23 protein-coding genes and 4 tRNA genes are annotated in these 21,679 nt (G+C 33.6%); 24 read left to right on the top strand and 3 right to left on the bottom strand.

Annotated elements, in window-relative coordinates:
* The first annotated feature begins 46 nt into the window (after positions 1–46).
* The 13 genes from M0Q20_RS06380 (at position 47) to M0Q20_RS06320 (ending at position 12,370) form a co-directional block, all read left to right on the top strand.
* A tRNA-His gene (locus M0Q20_RS06380) sits at positions 47–123 on the top strand.
* A 40-nt stretch (positions 124–163) separates the two neighbouring features.
* Positions 164–240, top strand: a tRNA-Arg gene (locus M0Q20_RS06375).
* A 15-nt stretch (positions 241–255) separates the two neighbouring features.
* Positions 256–332, top strand: a tRNA-Arg gene (locus tag M0Q20_RS06370).
* A 46-nt stretch (positions 333–378) separates the two neighbouring features.
* Positions 379–463: transfer RNA gene (locus M0Q20_RS06365), tRNA-Leu, on the top strand.
* A 1,686-nt stretch (positions 464–2,149) separates the two neighbouring features.
* On the top strand, positions 2,150–3,721 hold the full coding sequence (locus M0Q20_RS06360; protein ID WP_295059466.1) for a class I SAM-dependent DNA methyltransferase: 1,572 nt from the start codon (positions 2,150–2,152) through the stop codon (positions 3,719–3,721).
* Positions 3,714–4,886, top strand: coding sequence for a restriction endonuclease subunit S (locus tag M0Q20_RS06355; protein ID WP_295059463.1), 1,173 nt, complete (start codon positions 3,714–3,716; stop codon positions 4,884–4,886). Before M0Q20_RS06360 ends, M0Q20_RS06355 begins: the two co-directional genes overlap by 8 nt.
* Positions 4,883–5,413: a super-infection exclusion protein B gene (locus tag M0Q20_RS06350; RefSeq protein WP_295059460.1), complete on the top strand. Its 531-nt coding sequence runs from the start codon at positions 4,883–4,885 to the stop codon at positions 5,411–5,413. The genes M0Q20_RS06355 and M0Q20_RS06350 overlap by 4 nt, the downstream gene beginning before the upstream one ends.
* Positions 5,414–5,443: 30 nt before the next feature.
* On the top strand, positions 5,444–6,742 hold the full coding sequence (locus tag M0Q20_RS06345; protein ID WP_295059457.1) for a hypothetical protein: 1,299 nt from the start codon (positions 5,444–5,446) through the stop codon (positions 6,740–6,742).
* A complete protein-coding gene (locus M0Q20_RS06340) occupies positions 6,742–7,368 on the top strand; it encodes an SLATT domain-containing protein (RefSeq protein WP_295059454.1) in 627 nt (208 codons plus the stop codon). Before M0Q20_RS06345 ends, M0Q20_RS06340 begins: the two co-directional genes overlap by 1 nt.
* Positions 7,365–10,514: a type I restriction endonuclease subunit R gene (locus tag M0Q20_RS06335; protein ID WP_295059451.1), complete on the top strand. Its 3,150-nt coding sequence runs from the start codon at positions 7,365–7,367 to the stop codon at positions 10,512–10,514. Before M0Q20_RS06340 ends, M0Q20_RS06335 begins: the two co-directional genes overlap by 4 nt.
* Before the next feature lie 217 nt (positions 10,515–10,731).
* The gene (locus M0Q20_RS06330) at positions 10,732–10,965 is read left to right on the top strand and encodes a hypothetical protein (RefSeq protein ID WP_295059448.1); all 234 of its coding nucleotides are present in this window, start codon (positions 10,732–10,734) and stop codon (positions 10,963–10,965) included.
* A 356-nt stretch (positions 10,966–11,321) separates the two neighbouring features.
* On the top strand, positions 11,322–12,191 hold the full coding sequence (locus M0Q20_RS06325) for a hypothetical protein (protein WP_295059445.1): 870 nt from the start codon (positions 11,322–11,324) through the stop codon (positions 12,189–12,191).
* Between the two features lie 86 nt (positions 12,192–12,277).
* Positions 12,278–12,370, top strand: coding sequence for a hypothetical protein (locus tag M0Q20_RS06320; protein ID WP_366933654.1), 93 nt, complete (start codon positions 12,278–12,280; stop codon positions 12,368–12,370).
* A gap of 30 nt (positions 12,371–12,400) precedes the next feature.
* On the opposite strand, the gene M0Q20_RS06315 is transcribed toward M0Q20_RS06320, so the two are convergent.
* Positions 12,401–12,661, bottom strand: a complete 261-nt coding sequence (locus tag M0Q20_RS06315; RefSeq protein WP_295059442.1) for an HTH domain-containing protein — start codon at positions 12,659–12,661, stop codon at positions 12,401–12,403.
* Positions 12,662–12,926: 265 nt separating this feature from the next.
* Between M0Q20_RS06315 and M0Q20_RS06310 the strand changes: the two genes are divergently transcribed.
* Positions 12,927–13,163, top strand: a complete 237-nt coding sequence (locus M0Q20_RS06310) for a hypothetical protein (protein ID WP_295059439.1) — start codon at positions 12,927–12,929, stop codon at positions 13,161–13,163.
* On the opposite strand, the gene M0Q20_RS06305 is transcribed toward M0Q20_RS06310, so the two are convergent.
* A complete protein-coding gene (locus M0Q20_RS06305; RefSeq protein WP_295059437.1) occupies positions 13,160–14,290 on the bottom strand; it encodes a DUF4172 domain-containing protein in 1,131 nt (376 codons plus the stop codon). The genes M0Q20_RS06310 and M0Q20_RS06305 overlap by 4 nt on opposite strands.
* A gap of 174 nt (positions 14,291–14,464) precedes the next feature.
* Between M0Q20_RS06305 and M0Q20_RS06300 the strand changes: the two genes are divergently transcribed.
* The 7 genes from M0Q20_RS06300 (at position 14,465) to M0Q20_RS06270 (ending at position 17,068) form a co-directional block, all read left to right on the top strand.
* A complete protein-coding gene (locus tag M0Q20_RS06300) occupies positions 14,465–14,824 on the top strand; it encodes a hypothetical protein (protein WP_295059434.1) in 360 nt (119 codons plus the stop codon).
* Positions 14,825–14,831: 7 nt separating this feature from the next.
* Positions 14,832–15,329, top strand: a complete 498-nt coding sequence (locus M0Q20_RS06295; protein WP_295059431.1) for a hypothetical protein — start codon at positions 14,832–14,834, stop codon at positions 15,327–15,329.
* A gap of 75 nt (positions 15,330–15,404) precedes the next feature.
* Positions 15,405–15,833, top strand: a complete 429-nt coding sequence (locus M0Q20_RS06290) for a hypothetical protein (RefSeq protein WP_295059428.1) — start codon at positions 15,405–15,407, stop codon at positions 15,831–15,833.
* A gap of 90 nt (positions 15,834–15,923) precedes the next feature.
* The gene (locus tag M0Q20_RS06285; RefSeq protein ID WP_295059425.1) at positions 15,924–16,316 is read left to right on the top strand and encodes a hypothetical protein; all 393 of its coding nucleotides are present in this window, start codon (positions 15,924–15,926) and stop codon (positions 16,314–16,316) included.
* Positions 16,313–16,585 carry a hypothetical protein gene (locus M0Q20_RS06280; protein ID WP_295059423.1) on the top strand — a complete coding sequence of 91 codons (273 nt, stop codon included), beginning with the start codon at positions 16,313–16,315 and terminating at the stop codon, positions 16,583–16,585. Before M0Q20_RS06285 ends, M0Q20_RS06280 begins: the two co-directional genes overlap by 4 nt.
* Before the next feature lie 2 nt (positions 16,586–16,587).
* Complete coding sequence (locus M0Q20_RS06275; RefSeq protein WP_294931750.1) at positions 16,588–16,758, top strand: hypothetical protein; 171 nt, start codon at positions 16,588–16,590, stop codon at positions 16,756–16,758.
* Positions 16,759–16,774: 16 nt separating this feature from the next.
* On the top strand, positions 16,775–17,068 hold the full coding sequence (locus M0Q20_RS06270) for a hypothetical protein (RefSeq protein ID WP_295059420.1): 294 nt from the start codon (positions 16,775–16,777) through the stop codon (positions 17,066–17,068).
* A 27-nt stretch (positions 17,069–17,095) separates the two neighbouring features.
* Here M0Q20_RS06270 and M0Q20_RS06265 read toward each other — a convergent pair whose 3' ends face one another.
* Positions 17,096–17,347, bottom strand: a complete 252-nt coding sequence (locus M0Q20_RS06265; protein ID WP_295059417.1) for a helix-turn-helix transcriptional regulator — start codon at positions 17,345–17,347, stop codon at positions 17,096–17,098.
* A gap of 114 nt (positions 17,348–17,461) precedes the next feature.
* Between M0Q20_RS06265 and M0Q20_RS06260 the strand changes: the two genes are divergently transcribed.
* The 3 genes from M0Q20_RS06260 (at position 17,462) to M0Q20_RS06250 (ending at position 21,528) form a co-directional block, all read left to right on the top strand.
* Positions 17,462–17,704: a hypothetical protein gene (locus M0Q20_RS06260; protein WP_295059414.1), complete on the top strand. Its 243-nt coding sequence runs from the start codon at positions 17,462–17,464 to the stop codon at positions 17,702–17,704.
* Between the two features lie 23 nt (positions 17,705–17,727).
* Positions 17,728–19,014, top strand: coding sequence for a tetratricopeptide repeat protein (locus tag M0Q20_RS06255; protein ID WP_295059411.1), 1,287 nt, complete (start codon positions 17,728–17,730; stop codon positions 19,012–19,014).
* Positions 19,015–19,698: 684 nt separating this feature from the next.
* Positions 19,699–21,528, top strand: coding sequence for a DnaJ domain-containing protein (locus tag M0Q20_RS06250; RefSeq protein ID WP_295059409.1), 1,830 nt, complete (start codon positions 19,699–19,701; stop codon positions 21,526–21,528).
* Positions 21,529–21,679: the final 151 nt, after the last annotated feature.

The raw sequence follows: 21,679 nt of genomic DNA, 5'->3' as shown, positions 1-21,679 counted from the left end.
GTTCGAGTCCTTTCACCCCGACCACTTTTATATTTAAAAAATTATGGTGAGATTAGCTCAGCTGGTTAGAGCACTGGTTTGTGGTGCCGGGGGTCGCGGGTTCGAATCCCGTATCTCACCCCATAAATTAGATATAAAAAACTTAATAATAATAAATTTTGTGGCGTCCGTGGCTCAACTGGATAGAGTTTCGGACTTCGGATCCGACGGTTATAGGTTCGAATCCTATCGGGCGCACCATTTTTATAAATGTATGCGCTCTTAGCTCAGCTGGATAGAGCAACGCCCTTCTAAGGCGTAGGCCAATGGTTCGAATCCATTAGGGCGTACCACTTTTTACTTATAGTGTCTGAAGAGACATAAAACACTTATACACATGCGGATGTGGTGAAATTGGTATACACGCCAGACTTAGGATCTGGTGCCGTAAGGTGTGGAGGTTCAAGTCCTCTCATCCGCACCATCTACAATAAAAATCCCCTCAAAACTACCTCTATAACGAGCTTTAGAAGCTTTCTTAAGTTTCAGGAAAAACCACTTTAGTCACCCATTAGTCACCAAAACAATAAAATCTTTCTATTCTTCTACTTTTTCAAACTATTCTTTTAAGTTTTAAACTCTTCTTTTGTCTTTTTTATATTATCAAATCTATTCAAGTCACCTCAATTATAATCAAATTACCTCGTTTCTGCAATCAGGCAAAAAATTTATATACTTTCTATAATTTCCTCGTTCAAATTATTCAACGGGGTACCAAGTGTTTTCACTCCCAAGTGAAGGAAGCTTTTTTTGGCTTCCCGTTGAGTAATTCAACTGGAACACTTGGTACCTGTTCCTCGCTCATACAAATCTCATTGTTCAAAAAATTGATAGGCGTATTATCAAGCGTCTGGTGAAGTAGATATTCTGTTTGTGAACCATCATAGTTAATGTAAGCAAAGCAGTACTCAAGTATTGAAAAAATAGTAGAAATTGATACAGCTGCGGCTGGTTCTCACAGGGAAACTAAAAGAGGAATCGACTACACGCAGATAGTGGCGCTGTGGATGATGCTATGCTCTCATCACTTTCTCATACCAAGACCTAAATCCAAGACTCTCACAGAATGGACATGGAACAGATAGTACAGCACAACCGACTATCGAAAGGTATGCTCTTGCTGAGCGTGAAAAAGGCGAAGAGGCGGAACGACCGACCGATCGAAACGATGGAATTATAACATAGATTAAATATATGTAAAATCGATAGTGGAGAAGTATGCCCAATTTTTTGGGTACACTTTAGCCCTTACGAGCTGTTTCTTACTCCCTTCTCACTCTGGAATTTCAAAGTTCAAAAGGAGTTTTACACGAAGATTATTGATATTATCAATATGGAAGATTTATGGGTGAACGATAGATTACTTAATTAAGCCTGATATTATATCAGTTTCTATTTGTTCTCTATCATAGAGTGTCACACCGCAGAATTCAAAAACATGTACTCCTTTTACCAAAGTACCTCCTTTTTCTACGTTTGTATAAACCCAGCCAGTGGATCTACCAAAAAAAACTGCAAACTCTTGTCTCGTTAAAAGTCTTTTGTTCGAAATCTCAATTATCTGAGGTCTCACCAAATATTTCGTTATAACTTGAAAAAAATCTACGATGTGACTAGAGAGTTTTCTCATAAAGAGAAAAGTCCAAATTTGAGAGTCACTTTTTGGTCGCAAAACATTCAAATGGCCTATTTGCTTGTTTATAAACACTTAAAAGTGCTAGTTGTCTCTTCTATTGTTTATGAATCAATTATTATTAACTGATTATGCATTTATTTCATTTCGTCTAAATCAACATTAATCGTTTATTCAGTTCTGTTGCGCAACATCTATTCGCTAAATGCTAAAAGTACTTAGCTACACTACTTGACTATAATACTCAACTTGTGTAACAAGCTAAAGAATTAAAAGCCCATTATCTATTTCAGGTCACTATGTGTAAATGTTAGTAACCTCTTGCATTTTATCTTACGGTTCCAATGCAAGATATTTTTTATCACCCATAAGAGAACTTTATACTCAAATCTTAAATGCTTAGTAAATAAAGTCAAATGTCATCAAGTTTCGCTAAAATAAAAAGAAATAAATTTTAATGATAAGAGTATACAAAATATGGCAAAAGCAAAACAAGAAGAATCAATAGAAAAACAACTATGGAAAGCAGCCGATAAACTACGAAAAAATATAGATGCCGCAGAGTATAAGCATGTGGTGATGGGGCTTGTATTTTTAAAGTATATTTCTGATAGTTTTCTTGAACTTTATAATAAGCTTGAAGCTGGTGAAGGTGAATATGCAGGGGCTGACCCTGAAGATATGGATGAGTACAAAGCAGAGAATGTATTTTTTGTTCCTCCTACTGCTAGATGGTCATTTCTTCTTTCAAATGCTAAGTTACCAAGCATAGGAAAGATTGTTGATGAGGCTATGGATGCTATAGAAAAAGAAAATAGCTCTTTAAAAGGTGTGCTACCTAAAGTATTTGCAAAAGATAATCTTGATAGTAAATCTCTAGGAGGTCTAATCGACCTTATAGGTAACATTGCCTTTGGCGATGCAAAAGCTAGAAGTGCTGATGTGCTTGGTCATGTGTTTGAGTATTTCTTAGGTGAGTTTGCACTTGCTGAGGGTAAACAAGGTGGGCAGTTCTATACTCCAAAAAGTGTAGTTGAACTTCTTGTAAAGATGTTAGAGCCATATAAAGGGAGAGTCTTTGATCCTTGTTGTGGTAGTGGTGGTATGTTTGTACAATCTGAAAAGTTTGTGACAGAGCACCAAGGGAAGATAAACGATATATCTATCTACGGACAAGAGTCAAACCAAACTACATGGCGACTGGCTAAAATGAATCTTGCCATTAGAGGAATAGATAGCTCACAAGTAAAGTGGAACAATGAAGGTTCATTTCTAAATGATGCCCACAAAGATCTCAAAGCAGACTTTATCATCGCAAATCCACCTTTTAATGTCAGTGACTGGAGCGGTGACCTACTACGAAATGATGGAAGATGGAAATATGGAACACCACCAGAGGGCAATGCAAACTATGCTTGGATACAACACTTTTTATATCACTTAGCCCCAACAGGTCGTGCCGGATTTGTACTAGCAAAAGGAAGCCTTACCTCTAACACATCAAATGAGGGAGAGATAAGAAAAGCGCTTATAGAAGCTAACTTAGTTGACTGTATAGTGAATCTCCCTGCAAAACTGTTTTTAAATACGCAAATCCCAGCAACTATCTGGTTTATGAAAAGGGGAAGAAGCACCAAAGATATACTTTTTATAGACGCTCGAAATATGGGGCAACTTATAAACAGACGAACAAAAGAGTTTAGTCACGAAGATACAGACTATATAGCTAAGGTTTATCACAACTGGAAAGTTTCCAAAAGTGGGACTAAAGTCCCACCTCCAAATCCCTCTATCGGAAGTGGGACTTCAGTCCCACAATATGAAGATATAAAAGGGTTTTGTAAATCAGCCTCGCAAGACACGGTAAAAGAGTTAAACTATGTACTAACCCCTGGGCGATATGTAGGGCTTGAAGAGGTAGATGATGAGTTTGATTTTAGAGAGAGATTTGCAACTCTACAACAAGAACTAAAAGAGCAGATGGAAGAGGAACAAGCACTCAATCAGAGAATCAATGAGAACTTGGCAAAGGTAGTTGTTGATGAGTGAGTGGTTAAATACTACATTAGGTGAAATTAGTACAGATATTTCTTATGGATATACTGCTAGTGCAAGTCAAGAAGAATGCGGACCAAAATTTTTAAGAATAACTGATATTGTTCCAGATAGAATTAATTGGGATACTGTGCCTTATTGTTTGATTGATGATGGTAAAAAAGATAAGTATATGCTTTCGTTTGGTGATATTGTAATCGCTAGAACTGGTGCAACAACGGGATATAATAAATTAATTACAAAAAATGAAAATGCAGTTTTTGCTTCATACTTAATAAGATATAGAATAAATTCAAAAATAGCCAATCCATATTTTGTAGCATATTGTCTACAATCTTATGAATGGGATGGTTTTGTTGAAGGAATTATTGGTGGTTCAGCACAACCAGGAGCAAATGCAAAACAATTTGCTAGTTTTGATTTATTACTTCCGACAATTGAAGAACAAAAAGCAATAGCAGAAGCTCTAAGCTCACTTGATGATAAAATCGACCTCCTCCACCGCCAAAACAAAACCCTTGAAGAGTTAGCACAAACACTTTTTAGACAATGGTTTATTGAAGAAGCTGAGGATAAGTGGGAAGAATATACAGTAAGTGATTTTGCTACCCATCAAAAAGTGAGCATTAAACCTGCACAAAATCCTAATGAAGAGTTTTTACATTTTAGTTTACCTGCTTTTGATACAAATAAAGAACCTAATGTTGAGTTAGGTTCAGATATTAAAAGTAATAAATATCAAGTAGAACCTTTTTCAATTTTAATGTCAAAACTAAATCCAAAAACTCCAAGAGTATGGGATATTTACTTTGAACCTAAAGTAAATTCAATTTGTTCTACTGAGTTTCAAGTAATACAACCAAATGAAAAAGAGCTTTTCCCTTTCATATCAACACTTTTAAAATCAGATAAAGTTATTGGTGATTTGACAATGTCTGCCTCTGGTACAAGTGGAAGCCATCAAAGAGTAAAGCCTGAAGATATATTAAATATAAATTTTTTAACTCCATCAGTTGATAAGATAAAAGAATTCTCAAAATTATTAGAACCCAACTATTTGAAAACAGTACAAAATCAAAAACAGATAGAAACCCTTGAAAATATAAGAGATACACTTTTACCTAAGCTTATGAGTGGGGAAGTGAGGGTGAAAATATGAACTTTAATATAACTGATTTTTTGAAGCTATTTGGTTCTGTGTATAAAATAGCTTGGATTTTATTTATTAGTGGGTTGTTTTTAATATTATCAGGAAATAAAATAAGAGAACTTTTTTATCTGCAAGAGTTTATTACTCAATATGGAACTTATATTGGTATTGTAACACTTATTTCAGGTGTCATAACAATACTAAATCTTATTTCAAGGCTATTTAATTGGTTTAAGAATAAAAGAGGTTTAGATCAGGCGACTAATGATTTTATTGAAGTATTGAGTAATTTGTCATTAGATGAAAAATTTATCTTAGCTCATTTTTTAGGGAATAAAACTCAAACTTCAAATCTTGGAATAGAATTTGAAAGTTTGCAAACACCAAAGCCTGTAAAAACTTTAATGGCAAGAGGATACATCAAAAAAAGTTATGTGGGAGTTGACCCTCATTTTCATGTTGATAGTGTAGTTTGGGATATTTTACAAAAAAATTGGCAAGAGATATTTTATGAAGATGAATTTCAAAACAACTAGTAAAAAATTATAAAACATAGGAATGATTGTATGAATGTATCTCAAACTTTTCAAGATTTTCTTAATAATCTAGAAGTAGATAATAAAGAACAGATTAGCAAAAGATATGGGGAAATAACAAGAGTATTAAATCAAAAATATCGTTCATCTGACTCAAAAACATCCAACAGCTTGCAGGTTGGTTCATATGGCAGATATACTGCAATAAAAAGTATATCTGATTTGGATATGATTTATATCTTACCGTGGGCTGAATACGAAAGATTCAAAGATGGTAGACAATCTGCATTATTACAAGAAGTAAAAAAAACTATTCAATCAAGATACCAAAATACTAATATGAGAGGAGATGGACAAGTTGTAGTGATTTCTTTCTCCAATTATCAAATTGAGGTTTTACCTGCATTTGAGTTTGAGGATGGAAGTTTTTATTATCCAGACACTAACAATGGAGGTAGTTGGAAAACTACAAAACCCAGAGAAGAAAAGAAAGCAATATCTGAACTGCATTCAAGTAAAAATAATAATTTAAGACCATTATGCAAGATGCTTAGATCATGGAAAAACTATCATGGTGTGGCAATGGGAGGTTTATTGATAGATAGTATAGCTTATAATTATTTAAACTCAACTACAGAATATGATGATAAAAGCTATACATATTATGATTGGATGACAAGAGATTTCTTAAAGTATTTGTCTGAATTACAAAATACAAATCATGTATTTGCTCCTGGAAGTAATCAGAAAGTTTATATAAAGAAAAAATTTCAAACCAAGGCAAAAAAAGCACATAACCTTGTTTTAGAAGCAATTGATGCGCAAGAAAATAAAAATGCAAATCAAAAATGGAAAAAAATATTTGGAAGAGACTTTCCATCATCAATGAAAGTAACAACAGAATCTGCTGATACTTCAATGTTAAGTTGGAGAAATACTGAAGAATTCATAGAAGATATGTTTAATGTAGATATTAGATATGATTTAACGATAGATTCAGAAGTAAAATCTGATACCGTCCCTTTAACGAACTTATTAAATATGCTTCTAAAGAAAGAAACTCTATCTCCAAATTACAATTTAATTTTTAAAATTATTGACAATGAAACACCCGGTAAATATGATATTTATTGGAAAGTTTTGAATCGTGGGGAAGAAGCAAAACAAAGAGATGAAATAAGAGGACAAATTATCAAGGGATATAAAATTAAAAATGAAACTACAAAGTTTTCAGGTGATCATGTAGTAGAGTGTTATATCGTTAAAAACAATATAGTTGTTGCCAAAGATAGAGTTCATGTTCCAATTGATGAAAAGGGGAAATATTGATGACAAAAGAAAATTTATTGCAACAGATTGCAGAAAGTGCATATAATGTCGGTTTTGGAGCGAAAAAGCATTTTGCAACATTCGATATGATTGAGAAACTACCAGGAATTATCAGTTTTGCATCGATAGCAATTGGAATTTTATCGCTATATATCGAGTTTTTTACATTAAAAAATATTTCTGCAACATTAGTTATTTTTGGTATTGTTGGTATTTATATATCATCATACAATGATACTAAAAAAGATTATTCTGAAGCTGGGAGTGAAATTACAAAACATTTTAATTCCTTGAAAGAACTATATTATGAAGTTAAAGCAAAGTTAGATGATGATCAGTTTGATGAAGCAAAAGAGAAATTGAAAACCATTGAAGATCAGTTTTACTCAAAATCTATTAGTAAACAGATACTTTTTAGTGATTGGTATGCACATTATAAATTTTTTTGGCAGTGGAGAAAACATATAAATTGGGTCGAAAAACAATTAAATTTAACTTTGTGGAAAGACAAACTACCTCTTAGTTTCCTATTTGTCATTGTAGTTATTTCGATGTTAATGTTTTATTTTTTAACAAATAATTTTTGTTGTATCGAACTAGTTCAAGTTTTAAGTGATTCAAAATGACTAAAATAACAGAAAATGAAATAGAACTTTTTGCTATAAAGCTTTTAGAAAAACAAGGCTTTGAATATATCTATGCTCCAAATATAGCACCTGATAGTGAAACTCCTCTCAGAGAATCTTTTGAAGATGTGATACTCAAAGAAAAACTCACAAACTCACTTACTGCTATAAACGCTACTTTAGAATACAACCAAATAGAATATGCTGTAAAACAATGCCAGAGACTAAGAACAACAGAACTTTTAACAGATAATGAAACTTTTCATAAAATGCTTACAGAGGGTATAACTGTTGAAGTGCAAAAGGATGGTGTCACTCGTGGTGAAATAGTTAAACTTGTAGATTTTGATGATATATCTAAAAATGACTTTGTAGTATCAAACCAATTTACTATCATAGAAAATGGTATCAATAAACGACCAGATTTAATCCTCTTTGTAAATGGCTTACCTCTTGTAATAATTGAGCTTAAAAATCCAATAGATGAAAATGCAACTGTTGGTTCTGCATACAAGCAAATACAGACTTATAAAAGTGTTATCCCATCTCTTTTTACTTACAATGCTTTTTGTATTATAAGTGATGGCTTAGAAGCAAAAGCAGGAACTATATCAGCTGGTCTAACAAGATTTATGTCTTGGAAAAGTAGTGATGGTAAAAGTGAAGCTTCTAAGTTAATATCTCAAGTTGAAACTATGATAACTGGTATGTTAAACCCAATCACTCTTTTAGATTTAATCCGTAACTTTATCGTTTATGAGAAAAGCACAAAAGAAGATAGTAAGACTGGTATAACTACTATAGAGACTGTTAAAAAACTAGCTGCTTATCATCAGTACTATGCAGTAAATAAAGCTGTTGAGAGAACTACAAAAGCAAGTGCAGAAGATGGAGATAAAAAAGGTGGTGTCGTTTGGCATACACAAGGAAGTGGTAAATCACTTTCTATGGTTTTCTATACGGGTAAGATAGTATTGAGTTTAAATAATCCTACAATCCTTATTATCACAGATAGAAATGATTTAGATGACCAACTATTTGATACCTTTGCAAGTTCTGCTTCACTTCTGCGACAAGAACCTATTCAAGCAGAAGATAGAGATCATCTTAAGAAACTTCTCAAAGTAGCTTCGGGTGGGGTTATATTTGCCACTATCCAAAAGTTTCAACCCGAAGAGGGAAATATCTATGATGAACTTTCAGATAGACGAAACATCATAGTTCTAGCCGATGAAGCACACCGTACTCAGTATGGATTTAAACCAAAAACTGTTGATGAAAAAGATAAAGACGGAAATGTTATTGGTAAAAGAATCGTTTATGGTTTTGCAAAGTATCTAAGGGATGCCTTACCAAATGCTACCTATCTTGGATTTACTGGTACACCAATAGAGAGTAGTGATGTCAATACACCTGCTGTATTTGGTGATTATGTAGATATTTATGATATTTCACAAGCTGTTGAAGATGGTGCTACTGTTAAGATTTACTATGAAAGCCGACTTGCTAAGATACAACTTAGTGATGAGGGTAAAGAGCTTGTTAAAGAACTAGATAGCGAGATAAAAAATGATGACTTAAACGATACCCAAAAAGCAAAAGCAAAATGGACTCAACTTGAAGCTCTTATAGGTAGTAAAAATAGAATAAAAGAAGTGGCAAATGATATAGTCGCTCACTTTGAAAAGAGACAAGAAGTATTTGATGGTAAAGGTATGATTGTTTCTATGAGTAGAAGAATTGCAACTGAGCTTTACAAAGAGATAATTGCACTTAAGCCTGAGTGGCATAATGATGACTTAGACAAAGGTGTTATTAAAGTTATCATGACAGCGAGTTCAAGTGATGGTCCAGATATGGCTAAACATCATACAACCAAGCAACAAAGAAGAGATTTAGCTAATCGTATGAAAGATACTAGTGATGAGCTAAAACTTGTCATTGTTAGAGATATGTGGCTTACTGGATTTGATGCACCATCTATGCACACACTCTACATAGATAAACCAATGAAAGGTCATAACCTTATGCAAGCCATAGCAAGGGTAAATAGAGTTTATAAAGACAAACCAGCCGGACTTGTTGTTGATTATCTAGGGATTGCTAGTGACTTGAAAAAGGCTCTTTCTTTTTATAGTGATAGTGGCGGAAAAGGTGATCCCGCTTTGGCTCAAGAGCAAGCCGTAGCCCTTATGCTTGAAAAGTTAGAAGTAGTTTCTCAAATGTATCATGGATTTGCTTATGAGGATTATTTTCAAGCAGACACGAGACAAAAGTTATCGCTTATACTTGAAGCTGAAGAACATATATTAGGGCTTGAAGATGGTAAGAAAAGATACATTGGTGAAGTGACTGCATTATCACAAGCTTTCGCAATAGCAGTTCCCCATGAAGAAGCTATGGATGTTAAAGATGAAATCTCTTTCTTTCAAGCTGTAAAAGCACGACTTGTTAAGTTTGATGGCGGTGGTCCTGGCAAAACAGATGAAGAGATGGAAACCACCATAAGACAAGTTATAGATAAAGCACTTGTAACAGAGCAAGTTATAGATATATTTGATGCCTCTGGGATTAAAAAGCCTGATATTTCTATACTTTCTGAAGAGTTCCTAATGGAAGTTCAAGGGATGAAACATAAAAATATCGCTCTTGAAGTGCTGAAAAAACTACTCAATGATGAGATAAAAACTCGCATGAAAACTAATCTAGTTCAGAGTAAATCTCTTATGGAGATGTTGGAAAGCTCTATTAAAAAATATCACAATAAAATCATCACTGCTGTTGAAGTAATTGATGAGCTTATGAAACTGGCAAAAGATATTCATCAGATGGATGAAGAGCCCAAAGAGATGGGTTTATCTGATTTTGAGTATGCTTTTTATACCGCAGTTGCTAATAACGACAGTGCAAAAGAGCTTATGGAAAAAGAAATCTTACGAGAGTTGGCAGTCGTACTTACACAAAGAGTAAGAGAAAATGCAAGTATAGACTGGACCATTAAAGAGAGCGTTCGCTCAAAACTAAAAGTAATAGTAAAACGAACTCTGAGACAGTTTGGTTATCCACCAGATATGCAAATGTTGGCTACGGAAACTGTTTTGAAGCAGGCTGAGATGATTGCCGAAGAGCTTACACATACAAAATAATTTACCTACTTTTTTCATAGTTGTTACCTTCTGAAGCAACTATGAAAATTTATACAAATTCACCAAATTTTACATATAAATACATATGATTTCAAATAATTACATATAGCTACATCTGCCGTTTACTCCTTCATTTTTGGACTTTTCTTTTATTTTTTACTGCAATATAATGTCTTCAAGTAGCTACTAATACACACTTAAAAACTGGAGAAGACACATGACTAAACAAGAAGCTAGGGGTTTAATCTATCAGAAATTTGACACTCTTTTACTTTCACGGAAACAAGCTGCACAAGCTCTAAATAAGTCGGTTGCGACAATTGACCGCTGGAAGAAGCAAGGACTGTACTTGGAATATAAAAAACGTGGCAAATCGAAGAATGCATCTGTGGAGTATCCAATTGATACAGTTGTAGATTATATATTGAACAACAATCAAAAAGTTGTTTAAAAAAAAGGATTTTGAATGGGAAATTGTAAAAATATTAATCATTAGTGCGCTTGATATTTTGAAAATACAACACTCGAAAACACTGGTGCGCTTTTTATAAAAAGTGCCTAAAAATAGGGATATTTGTAGAGTGAGATTTAGTAAAAAGTGCGCTGGCATTTTCTACCAATCAAAATCTGCCTAAAAATAGGGATTTCTTTAAATAGGTAAATCGAAAAGCTAGGCGCAAAAATGCACAAATTAGATAAAAATTTAGTACTGCGCTTTGAAACGCACTCCAAATACTTCGTATAAGTATCGGAAACCAAGGCGCAGTTTTCGCAGAAAAACATTGACACACTTAATGGGAGAGAAAAATGATAAAAGAAAAAAGAGAAAGTTTCATATTAAACAAGGAGCATCTTGCAATGTTTCTTGATGAAATAAGGGATGATATACTTAACCATAGTGAGCAGGCTTTAGATTTAGAATTTAATCCAAGTGAGTACTATGCTTTTAAAAAAATAATCAATCTTATTCACGATAACACACCTGAAAAAAAAGACAACTTCATAAAAAAAGCATATCAAAAAGTTCAAAAGAAAGTTTGCAATCTAAACCAAAAAGATCCAGAACAAGAAGGGAAGACTGCTTTTGAAAAAGGCATCATGACCGCTACAAAAAATCAATACAAAAGAGTCAATATGGGAATAATAGAATCAGACAAATACAACAACAAAGATATTCTCATGCGTTCATATATATGGTTCAATCTTAGTACAAATAATCAAAAAGCAAACTATGCCACCGCAAGCAATTTCAGAAAAAAATATAGACCAATTGTTAAAGAAGCTATGAAAAAACTTCGCAATAAACATCACACTTTTAAGAACACAATTCCTGCTCAAGAGTTCAAACAAAATATGGATTCCGGTGTTTTTATGAACAAGATAGACTACGACAGATTGTATAAATACATGTCGTGTTTTGACATAAAACCTACCAAAGAGACCTTTGAGTTGCTAAAAGGCATTATCTATATCTTATGTCTAAAACATAACCCAAGTCTTGTTCCTGAACACAATAAAAAATCATTGGGAATAATTGGAAAAGGGTTTGTCCCCATAAGCAAAGATAGCGAAGAGGATATACAAGCCAAAGAAGAACTCCGAGAGCTTATGGAAGATATGGAGATTACTCCAGAAGAGTTTGAGCAGATAAGAAAGAGCATAGTAGATGAGTTTTAAATCAGGTTTAATTTATTATTAAACTGAACCAAGATCAACTTATAAAAAAGCCCAAAATTTGCATATAATATGTTGTTTTTCATGAACTGGTTCATTTTATTTATCCAAATCATTCTAAGCAATTTTATGATTATTTAGCTCTTTATATGAGTATTGGGAAAAACGGAAAGAGATTTTAGAAAAGCGTATTAAAAGTAAAATCAAGTGACTCACACCACCTCCTTCCCCTTTCTCCCTAACTTCCGAGTCACCCCAAAAATATTAACCCCATCCCTAAAAACAAGCCTCCCAAGCTTATCTTTAGTAATATCCCAGCCACAGAGTCTTTGATAAATATCTGTCTGAATAGTTCTTTTAGAAACATTAAACTCCTCTGCCAAAGATGAGATAGTAGGTCTTTCGTCTTTAGTGAGCATAGAGAGTATGGAGATAAGTCTAAAAAGAGCTTTATCGTATGATTTTTGTGCCATAGTAAAACTCCTTTCATTATGCAGCGCTGCTTAAAAGCGGCAGTGCTTGAGTAATACTCACCAAAAGCTCTATTGTGAGTACAAAGATTGTATATCTGTACTCTTTTGCTAAGTGTTTTGCTTTTCTCATCTGTTGCTCCTTTTATCCTATAATAGTATTTATTAAACAGATTATATACTAATATGCATATTATGTCAAGAAGTAAATTGCTATATTAGTATTTTATATGGTAAAATTATCCAAATATAGTACAAAAGGTGTTTTATGACAAAAGAGCAATTTATTCTAAGGTTGAAAGAGCTTGAAATCTCAAAACAAGATTTCTCCGAATTATGCAGAGTTCCCTATTCAACAATCAACAATTGGGGAGTAATGAGAGAAGGCAAGCCTTTAGTAATCCCAAACTGGGTAGAACCGTTTTTAGACTACTACGATAAAGCAAAAAAACTAGAGTATGTTATGCGTGAGATCTGCCAAAAGATAGAGAGTGTTAAGGGCTAATCCAAGATTATCTCATAAGCAGTATTTCTTCCGCTAGTCCCTTCTTTTTGTCTTATACAGCCAAGCTCTAAGAGCTGTGCTATGTCTCTTGAAGCATTTGTCGATGCAGTGTCTGCAATGCTCATATACTTCTTTTTGCTTAAGTTTCCTTGGAAATTTTCTGCTCCCATGTCGAGTACGAAATTGAGTACTTTTATCTCTCTTGCGTTAAGCTCATCGTTTTTATGTTTATCCCAAAACTTTGTTTTTTGTACTATATAGTCAAGCTTTTTTTTAGTGTCAATAAGAGCATTATGCAGGGTAGATAAAAACCACTCGCACCAATGGGTTATATCAAGAGGATTACTCTCTTTGTTTATATATCCTGTAGTGTGCTCAAGCGCTCTGTAATAGCCTTTTCTGTCTGTGTTTATGGCACTTGACATAGAGTAGAGTCTTGAGATCTTAGAGTTTTCTATTTTTGAGAGTACCAAGTCCGTTATAGCCCTTGCTAGTCTTCCGTTTCCATCATCAAATGGGTGGATTATAACAAACCAAAGATGTGCTATGCAGGCTTTGATCAAACTAGGTTCGGCAGCATTGAACCAATCTAAAAATTTCTGCATCTCATGCTCTAGGTTAGCTCTAGGCGGTGCTTCATAAAAAACCACCTCTCTGCCGCGCTCTATTCCTACTACTTCCATGGTCTCTTCGCCTCTAAATGATGCTGTATTTACCTTGCGTAATCCACTGTATCCTTTTGGAAAGAGAGCATTGTGCCAACCAAATAATCTCTCGAGCTTCAACTCTTTGTCATAGTTACTGTTTGCATCTATAAGTATCTCTATAAGGTAATCTGTCGCCTCGTCTATTTTTTTATAGTTTATCTCTTTGAATCCAAGCTTTTTTTGAATTGAGGCTTTTACGCTATCGCGGTTTAGAATCTCTCCCTCTATGGCAGAAGTGTTTATAGCTTCATTCATCAAGGCTTCAAAGCGTCTTTGAATGATATTGTCTTTATCTATGGTTTGTGCAAGAGCGATTAAGTATCCCTGTTCAAGAGAGACCTTTTGTATCAAACTCTCTAATCTTTTTAGGTCATAGGTAAAGTTTGGATACTCACTTTGTTGCCAAATCCAGCGTTTCATAATCTTCTTTCCTGTAAATAGTGTGATTGCTTTCTATAATCATACCATAAATGGTGTGAATAAGTTGGCTATTTGTACCACATTTTATATATGATAATGCAGTATCACTAAAACGAAACCACGCTTTCACCCGCATTTCTTATACTTTTTATAAAAACAGAAGAAGGCGATAGCGTGGCTCTTGAAATCTTTAAACTCTCAATCATCCTTGGCTTTGCATTGGTGCTGCTACACTTCTCGGCTTTAAAAAAGAGCGAGAAACCTTCACTGCGGACTGTACTTTTTATCTTTATGGGCTCCTTTGTATTTGTAACCATACTCTCCTACCTCTTTGCGCTCTATGACAATAACACCATTAAAGAGAAAAGAGGAGCGTTTTATGACGAAAACACTTTTATTTGCAAAACCGGAGCGTTTAAAAAGAAGGAGCACTATCTTGTCTCTATAAAAGAGGGATGGAGTGTTTATGAGGATAGCTATTTTAAAAAAGAGGATCTGCTTTTAGAAATAATAAACTGCGAGCAAAAGAGGTAATGGGTAGATGTTTTCATTTTTTTGTTTTGAGAGCTATTTTCAAGCCGTTGATGAAGATGTTATAAAAGAGGTAACATGGGGAAGCGGCAACTATAGAGAAAAGGCGGTGCTGCTTTGGGATCTGGAGAACATCCCTTACAGTCATCTTCCACAAGTAAAACAATCACTCAAGTTCGCACCGGAACGTTCATTTATCATAACTACCAACCCCATAAAACACTCCAAGCTTATCTCTATGCAAAAGAACGGCTTTGAAGTGCTCGTAGCACATAAGAGCGATAGTGATGCAAAGATAAAGAGCGTCTATAGAATCCTTAAAGAGTATGACGAGTTTATATTTATCTCCTCAGACAGCGACTTTGTGGATATCGGCAAAAAGATACTCTTTGAGCGTAAAAAACTCACTTGGATCATGCAAGACGCCAATAAAAAACGCATAGCTATGAAGATGAACCTGTGCGATAAAAATCTAAAACTCATCACCCTTAGCAGGTTTGAGCTTTAAAAATAAAAAGAGCGAAACAACGCCCGCACTCTGCTATCTTACAATTATACTCTACTAAAGAAACAAGGAGAGCCAATGTCAAAAATACTCTACAGCAATGTAAATATCTTAATAGATGAGCACAACAGAGAGATACTTGTAAATCCGGCAGGTGAGCGCTTTTACCATGTAGGGCATGAAGAGATGCATAGCGTATTTTTGGATGCAACACTCTCCTTGGATGAGAATGGCATCTATACCATAGAGGGAAGACAAACTCTCTACAACGAACACAGCGCTTTGGGGAGTGATTATGAAAAGCTTCTCTGCAAGCACCCAAAAGAGCTTATAAAGAAAAGCTCGCTCTTTTGGCTGTTTGGACTTTATAGGGTAAGCGGAGTGCACAAGAGAGAAATATCAAGCAGATATATCTGCAGGTACAAGGAGTACTGCATCATCCAAAGAGAGAAGTTTCTCTCGTCAGAGTTCGCTCAAGATAAAAGTGAGTTAAAAAATGATGCCTGAGCATCTCCAAACTGCACTTCTTGTATTTAGCGCTTTGATGTTTATAGCAACGCTTCCATACAAAATATTCTAAAAAAAAAGAGAACTACTATGGATTTACATCTGACTTTAACAGAGATAATCGGACTTGCCGCACTCTCTCTTGTTATTGCAGTGTTTGCAACGATTCCTTACTCATTTGATGATAAAAAAAGAGACTCCATACTCAACTTTAGCTTTTTTGCAATTCTTATAGTTATCATCGGCTCTGTGCATTTTAAAAATACACGAGAGAGCCTCATAGAGGGTTTTTACAACAACAAAGAGCTTTTATGTAAAGAGGATGATGAGAAAAAACTAATCATCTCTCAAGCAAAAGGATTTACGCTTCAGAGTGACTACTTTATCCATGAGCAAAATATACTCTACATCGGCGGTTGTATCCTCCTAAAAGAGACCAAACCAACAGAGAAGACAAAAGAACTAAAGGAACCTAAAGAGTGAAAAAGATAGCAGAAAATATAGTTGTAGCAGTTGTAATTATCGGTATCTTCGCTCTCATGTTTGGAGCACTTCTTGAGGGTTATAAAGAAATTACAAGCTTAAATGATGACGAGAAGAAAAAAGCTTTTTTAGAGAATCAAGAGTTTGCTTGCAGAGGAGGGTTTGAGAGGTTTCTTGTAAGTAAAAGAGGAGGGTGGAAGATTCAAGGAGAGGAGTTTGTCAAAGAGGATAAGTTTGTCTCTATATCAGAGTGCAGGGAGAGGGAGTAGCAATGGTTTTAAATCAAGATACACTGATACTTATAAGAGAGTTTTTTCCGCCTTCAAATGAGCCGCCGCTGCTTCTGTATCTAGGGATCGGTATATTTATAGGTGTAGTAGTCGTAATAGTAAAGTATGAGCGATACCGCAAGATCAGAGAGCTTTTTATGAAGCTGTTTTAACAAAGGAGACAAAGAGATGAAGAGTATTTTAGAGAGCGTAGTAGTTATTGCTGTGGTTTCAGCACTGTTTATGAGCTTTATATATATTTTAAAACTAGGCATGAACCATATAAACTCATTCGATATGGATGAAAAAGTAGAGGCATTCGCAAATCAAAAGACGCTCCTTTGCTCAACTGGCATTGCCAATAACCAAAAGATGCTTGTGAGTAAAAACAGCAACTGGGAGATCTATAAAAAGGAGTACTTTAAAAGAGATGATCTGCTCTTAGAGATTAGACTTTGTAGAGTGGAGGATAAGAGCGAGTAGAGGTTAAAAGAGTTGTCTTAATGTTTTTTACTTCGGTATCAAATCATGTAAAGAGACATCTAAAACACGGGAAATTTTTAAAAGCTGCTCTAGACTAAAATGTTTGTCATATTTGTAAAGCTCGGCTTTTGCAATGTGTCCAACAGAGTTATGACCTATAGCGAGGGCTAACTGCATTTGAGAAATCTTTTTCTCTTTTCTTGCATTTTTGACATTTTTCCCAATATCTCGATAGAAATTTTCTAGTTCTGCTGGAGTTAAATCATTCAAAATATACATAATGTCCTATAGGTAAAGTATGTATAAGTTTATAGTTGTTAGAATTGTTTTGAAATGTTCTATAGAACATAATCAGACTATTGCTTTGTATAAAAATAAAACAAAGGGTTCAAAATGGCACTTTCAGAAGAAGATAAATTGTGGATTGAAGAAAAAAGAAAAAAGATTGAGAGAGAAGAGCGTGAGCTAAAGAGAAGAGGCATTATCCCTTATACAGAAGAAGAGCTTGAAGAGATTAATGCTAAAAAAGCAGAAATGCGTGAGCAAGCTGAACTTACTGCGGAAGCTATTAAGACGGAGTTAATTTCGATTAGCCACTCCCTCAATCCTGCATTCAAATTAATTTTAAAAAAATAGCTATATATAAGTGGAGGGTTTAAATGTTCAAAGTATTAATTTTAAGTATCTTATTATCAATAGGTTTGCTTGCAAATGATTACAACACTGCTATGCAAGCGCTAAAGAATAAAGAGTATAAAAAAGCTATGTCAATATTCAATGAGTTGTCTGACAAAGGTGATGCCCAAGCACAAACAGAGTTAGGTCACATTTATGTGAATGGATTGGGCGTTAAGAAGGATGTGCTTAATGCCAAAAAATATTGGGAAAAAGCAGCAGAAAAAAACAATGTCGATGCATTATATTATCTAGGATTGATGTACTACAAGGGTGTTGGAGTAACACAAGATTATAGAAAGTCATTGGATTATTGGAAAAGAGCAGCTAAACAAAACGATGGGGAATCAGCGTTTAGTGTTGGATATCAATATGAATACGGTCAGGGAGTTAAACAAGATTACAATAAAGCAATCAAATATTATAAAAGTGGATCTAAAGATGGTAATGCGAATGCGTCAAATTCGATGGGAATATTTTATGAGAAAGGAAAAGGTGTACCAGTCGATAGGAAAAGTGCTTTAAAATGGTATCAAAAGGCTGCTGAACAAGGCTCGGTAATTTCAATGTATAATATAGGCTTACTGTATTATAATGGCACTGCTGGCATCAAACAAGACCATAGAAAGTCATTGGATTATTGGAAAAGAGCAGCAGAGCAAGGTTTTGTTGATGCAGAAGTTGCATTGGGGATACTTTATGAAGAAACAGGTGATATAAAGAATGCACAATTTTGGTACAAAAAAGCTATTGCTCAAGGGAGTGTTGTTGCACAAAACAATTTAAAAAATATGTCTACAGTTTCTGTAAATCCAGCGCCATTTGGACTGAAAATAGACGAAGCTACTTATTCGGAAAGCATAAAAAAATACCCTTTATATGAAGATGCAGGGATTAACAAATATAGTAATGGAAAGATGATCTTTATAAAGGTTGATCAGCTTCATTTTGATGGGCTCAAAGAAGCGAAACTGATTTTCTCACAAAGCGAAAAGCTTCAAGGGGTACTTCTTACACTTCCAAAAGAAAAATTTGATGATTTGTATTCATCTTTGTCCCACAAATATACATTAGTGGATAAAAACATTCCTTTCGTTGGAGACAAATACGCAAAATTTGTAGAGGGCAATACAATTATCGAACTCAAAGCTCTGCATATTGGATTTCAAACGACATTACAATACATTGATAAAAAACTTATGTCGGAATTTACGACAACAACGAATAATGAAAAAATAGCGAAGAAAAAACAGGAAGAATCTCAGCTTTAAAACGAACTTGACAATCTCTCAACTAGCCATCCACTTCGAGGGACGACTTGATAAGGCTTTAGGTTTATGATACAATTTTAGGAATTATCCGATGCTGACACAGAATATTGAACACTACAACACTACTGGCAAAGTTTGTAATACACTATTTTTCACTCATCAATCCTATCATCAGGGTGCTTTTCTTTTTCAAGGATTGCGTTTTCAAATATAAACTTTGTAGTATCCATTATTTGAGCCGAGGACATATACTTAAATAATGGAAAAATATTAAATTACTAATATTAAACTACCAATAAAATATTGGAATACCAACTTTTTAAAAATAGCTTTTCAATATTTAGTATTAATTCAACAATCTATCAATAGATAAAAAACAGAATAATACTGCTACCAAAAAACTAGACAATAAAAGTGCGAAGGCTTCGCGAGATTGTTCAGAGTTTTGTGTCAGTAACTGATAGTCATTAAAGTTATATCATAGCTTAGCAGTGGCATCTATACTTTTAAGAAAGTTCCAAAACCTACAGATTTTGGAATATTGTACTTATTCACAAATCTGACAGTAGTACATACTTTGTCAAACTGTCAGATAAATCAAGATTTTTCATGTTTATATAATATAAAGCTAATAGATATATAATATTTGTAGAATAAATAGTCATTTGTACATAAGGTTAAGGAATGGATTTTTTTAAAAAAATATTTCAAAAAAATAAGAACAATTTACCAAAAGAAGAGCACTCTGAGAAAAAACGAAAAAGTTGTACTCCAAAAGAGATCAATTTAAATAATATTAAATATATACCTTTGCCCCCATCTCCAAAATCTTGGGATATTGATGGTCGAAATGAATTTCACCAAGAATACAACATACCAGAAATACGAGAAGTCTATAATGAAAGTTACCAAAAAAAATATACTAACGTTATAAAAAAATCACTTCTCCTATCAGAAGAGCAATTAAAACTAAATATTGGGGAAGAAGTATTAAAGGCATATAGACAAATTATTATCAATAAGCGTAAAGCAAATCAATTTAAAGCTGCTGGAAAATGGTCTTCTGAAATGCTGAGTAGAATTGAATTTCACTGCAATAATACAGATAAAAGAAGACATAACAACATCATAAATGATTTAGAAAAAAATAATATTAAACATCCATATAATACCATTGAAATCAAAGAAGAAGAAGTTAAATTATTCGAAATAGAGAATAATCAGAAGTGGAGAATTTCAAGTATAATAAAAATGAAAAAAAATGAAAAGCCTGACCCTTCATTCAAATTGGTAAACTTTATTGCTGATGGAATCATCTATATAGATAAGAATGGAAAAAGTGATATAATTAAAAATCCATATCAGTCTGCAATAATGAAATATGACCTTGAAGGAAATATTGTAGCAAAGAAACCAATTAGTCATAATATATATAGACAAAACAATAATCCAAAATCATCAAATATCGCAATAATGGATGATGAGGGTGTTTTATACATCTATGATAAGAACATTAATTTATCTTTAAAAAAAGACCTTCAAAGTGATATGAGGATATCGCAGCACTTAAAAGAAAATGTGGGTAATTACTGGGGTGGTTTTAAAAGCCAAATACGAGCAATTGATGTTAATATGACTTCTAATAAAATTTTATTCACAATTGCAGATGAGATTTGGTGTTCTACTTTTTCAGATTCATCTTATTGGGGAGTAAGAACTCCTTTAAATGAAGGCTGGGAACGATTTGTAAGCAAAAGGGATACTGGTAAAATCGATTCAAATATTTCCAATGCACTAAAGTGCTTGGGGTTAGAATTACCTGTATCGCCTAAAGAAATAAAGAAGCAATATAGAATTAATGCACAAAAGTATCATCCAGATGTCAATAAAAATAGTAATGCTAATGAGATGATGCAAAAAATTAACGGAGCATTTGAAACGCTAACTGGAATCAATCCAGAAACATTAGCTATTGAAGAAGACCAATCTGATGAAGTCTTCTATAAAAAAACAAAACCTGATTTTGAATTTACAGTAAAAGATGTTTCCTACCAAATAAATTCAAATTTAGGGTTTGCACAAGACTGGATATACGAAGCTTGTTTTTCATCCGAATCTAAAAATATTTTTATCGGCACATACTCAGGAAAAATAATTGAATTAGATAGCTTGGGTAACCCATTGAAAGTTTTTGATATTGGTACAGTTCCTAACCAGATTATTGAATCGGGACAATATCTATATATATCAAATAGTACAAGATTATACATAATTAAAGATAAGGAAAAACTGGTTGGGTTTATAGATATATTTCAACAAGGTAAGTTAATCGTTACAAAATCTGGATTTGGATTATTAAGTGATAAAATTTTACAATGGTATACCCAAGAAGGAATTCATATAGGAACAATAAAATCAAAAGATCCAATAAGATCTGTTTATACACTAAACAATAAAACAATTATTGAAACAAGGCAAAATAAAGCTGTTATTGAAGGATTAGTAATACAATAAAATATGATATCTTAATGTTCTTTGTAGCAATTTTTTGCCACATTTCACTTTCAAATAAACAACTTTTTTTATTTAAGTTATTTATTCATTTTCAAGCTATTTTGCATATAAGATATGTTTAATAATTGGTTAGGCAAGAAAAGGAGAGTAC

The organism is Sulfurimonas sp., from assembly GCF_023229025.1.
Classification (GTDB): domain Bacteria; phylum Campylobacterota; class Campylobacteria; order Campylobacterales; family Sulfurimonadaceae; genus Sulfurimonas.
This window is presented reverse-complemented; position numbering and strand designations above follow the sequence as displayed.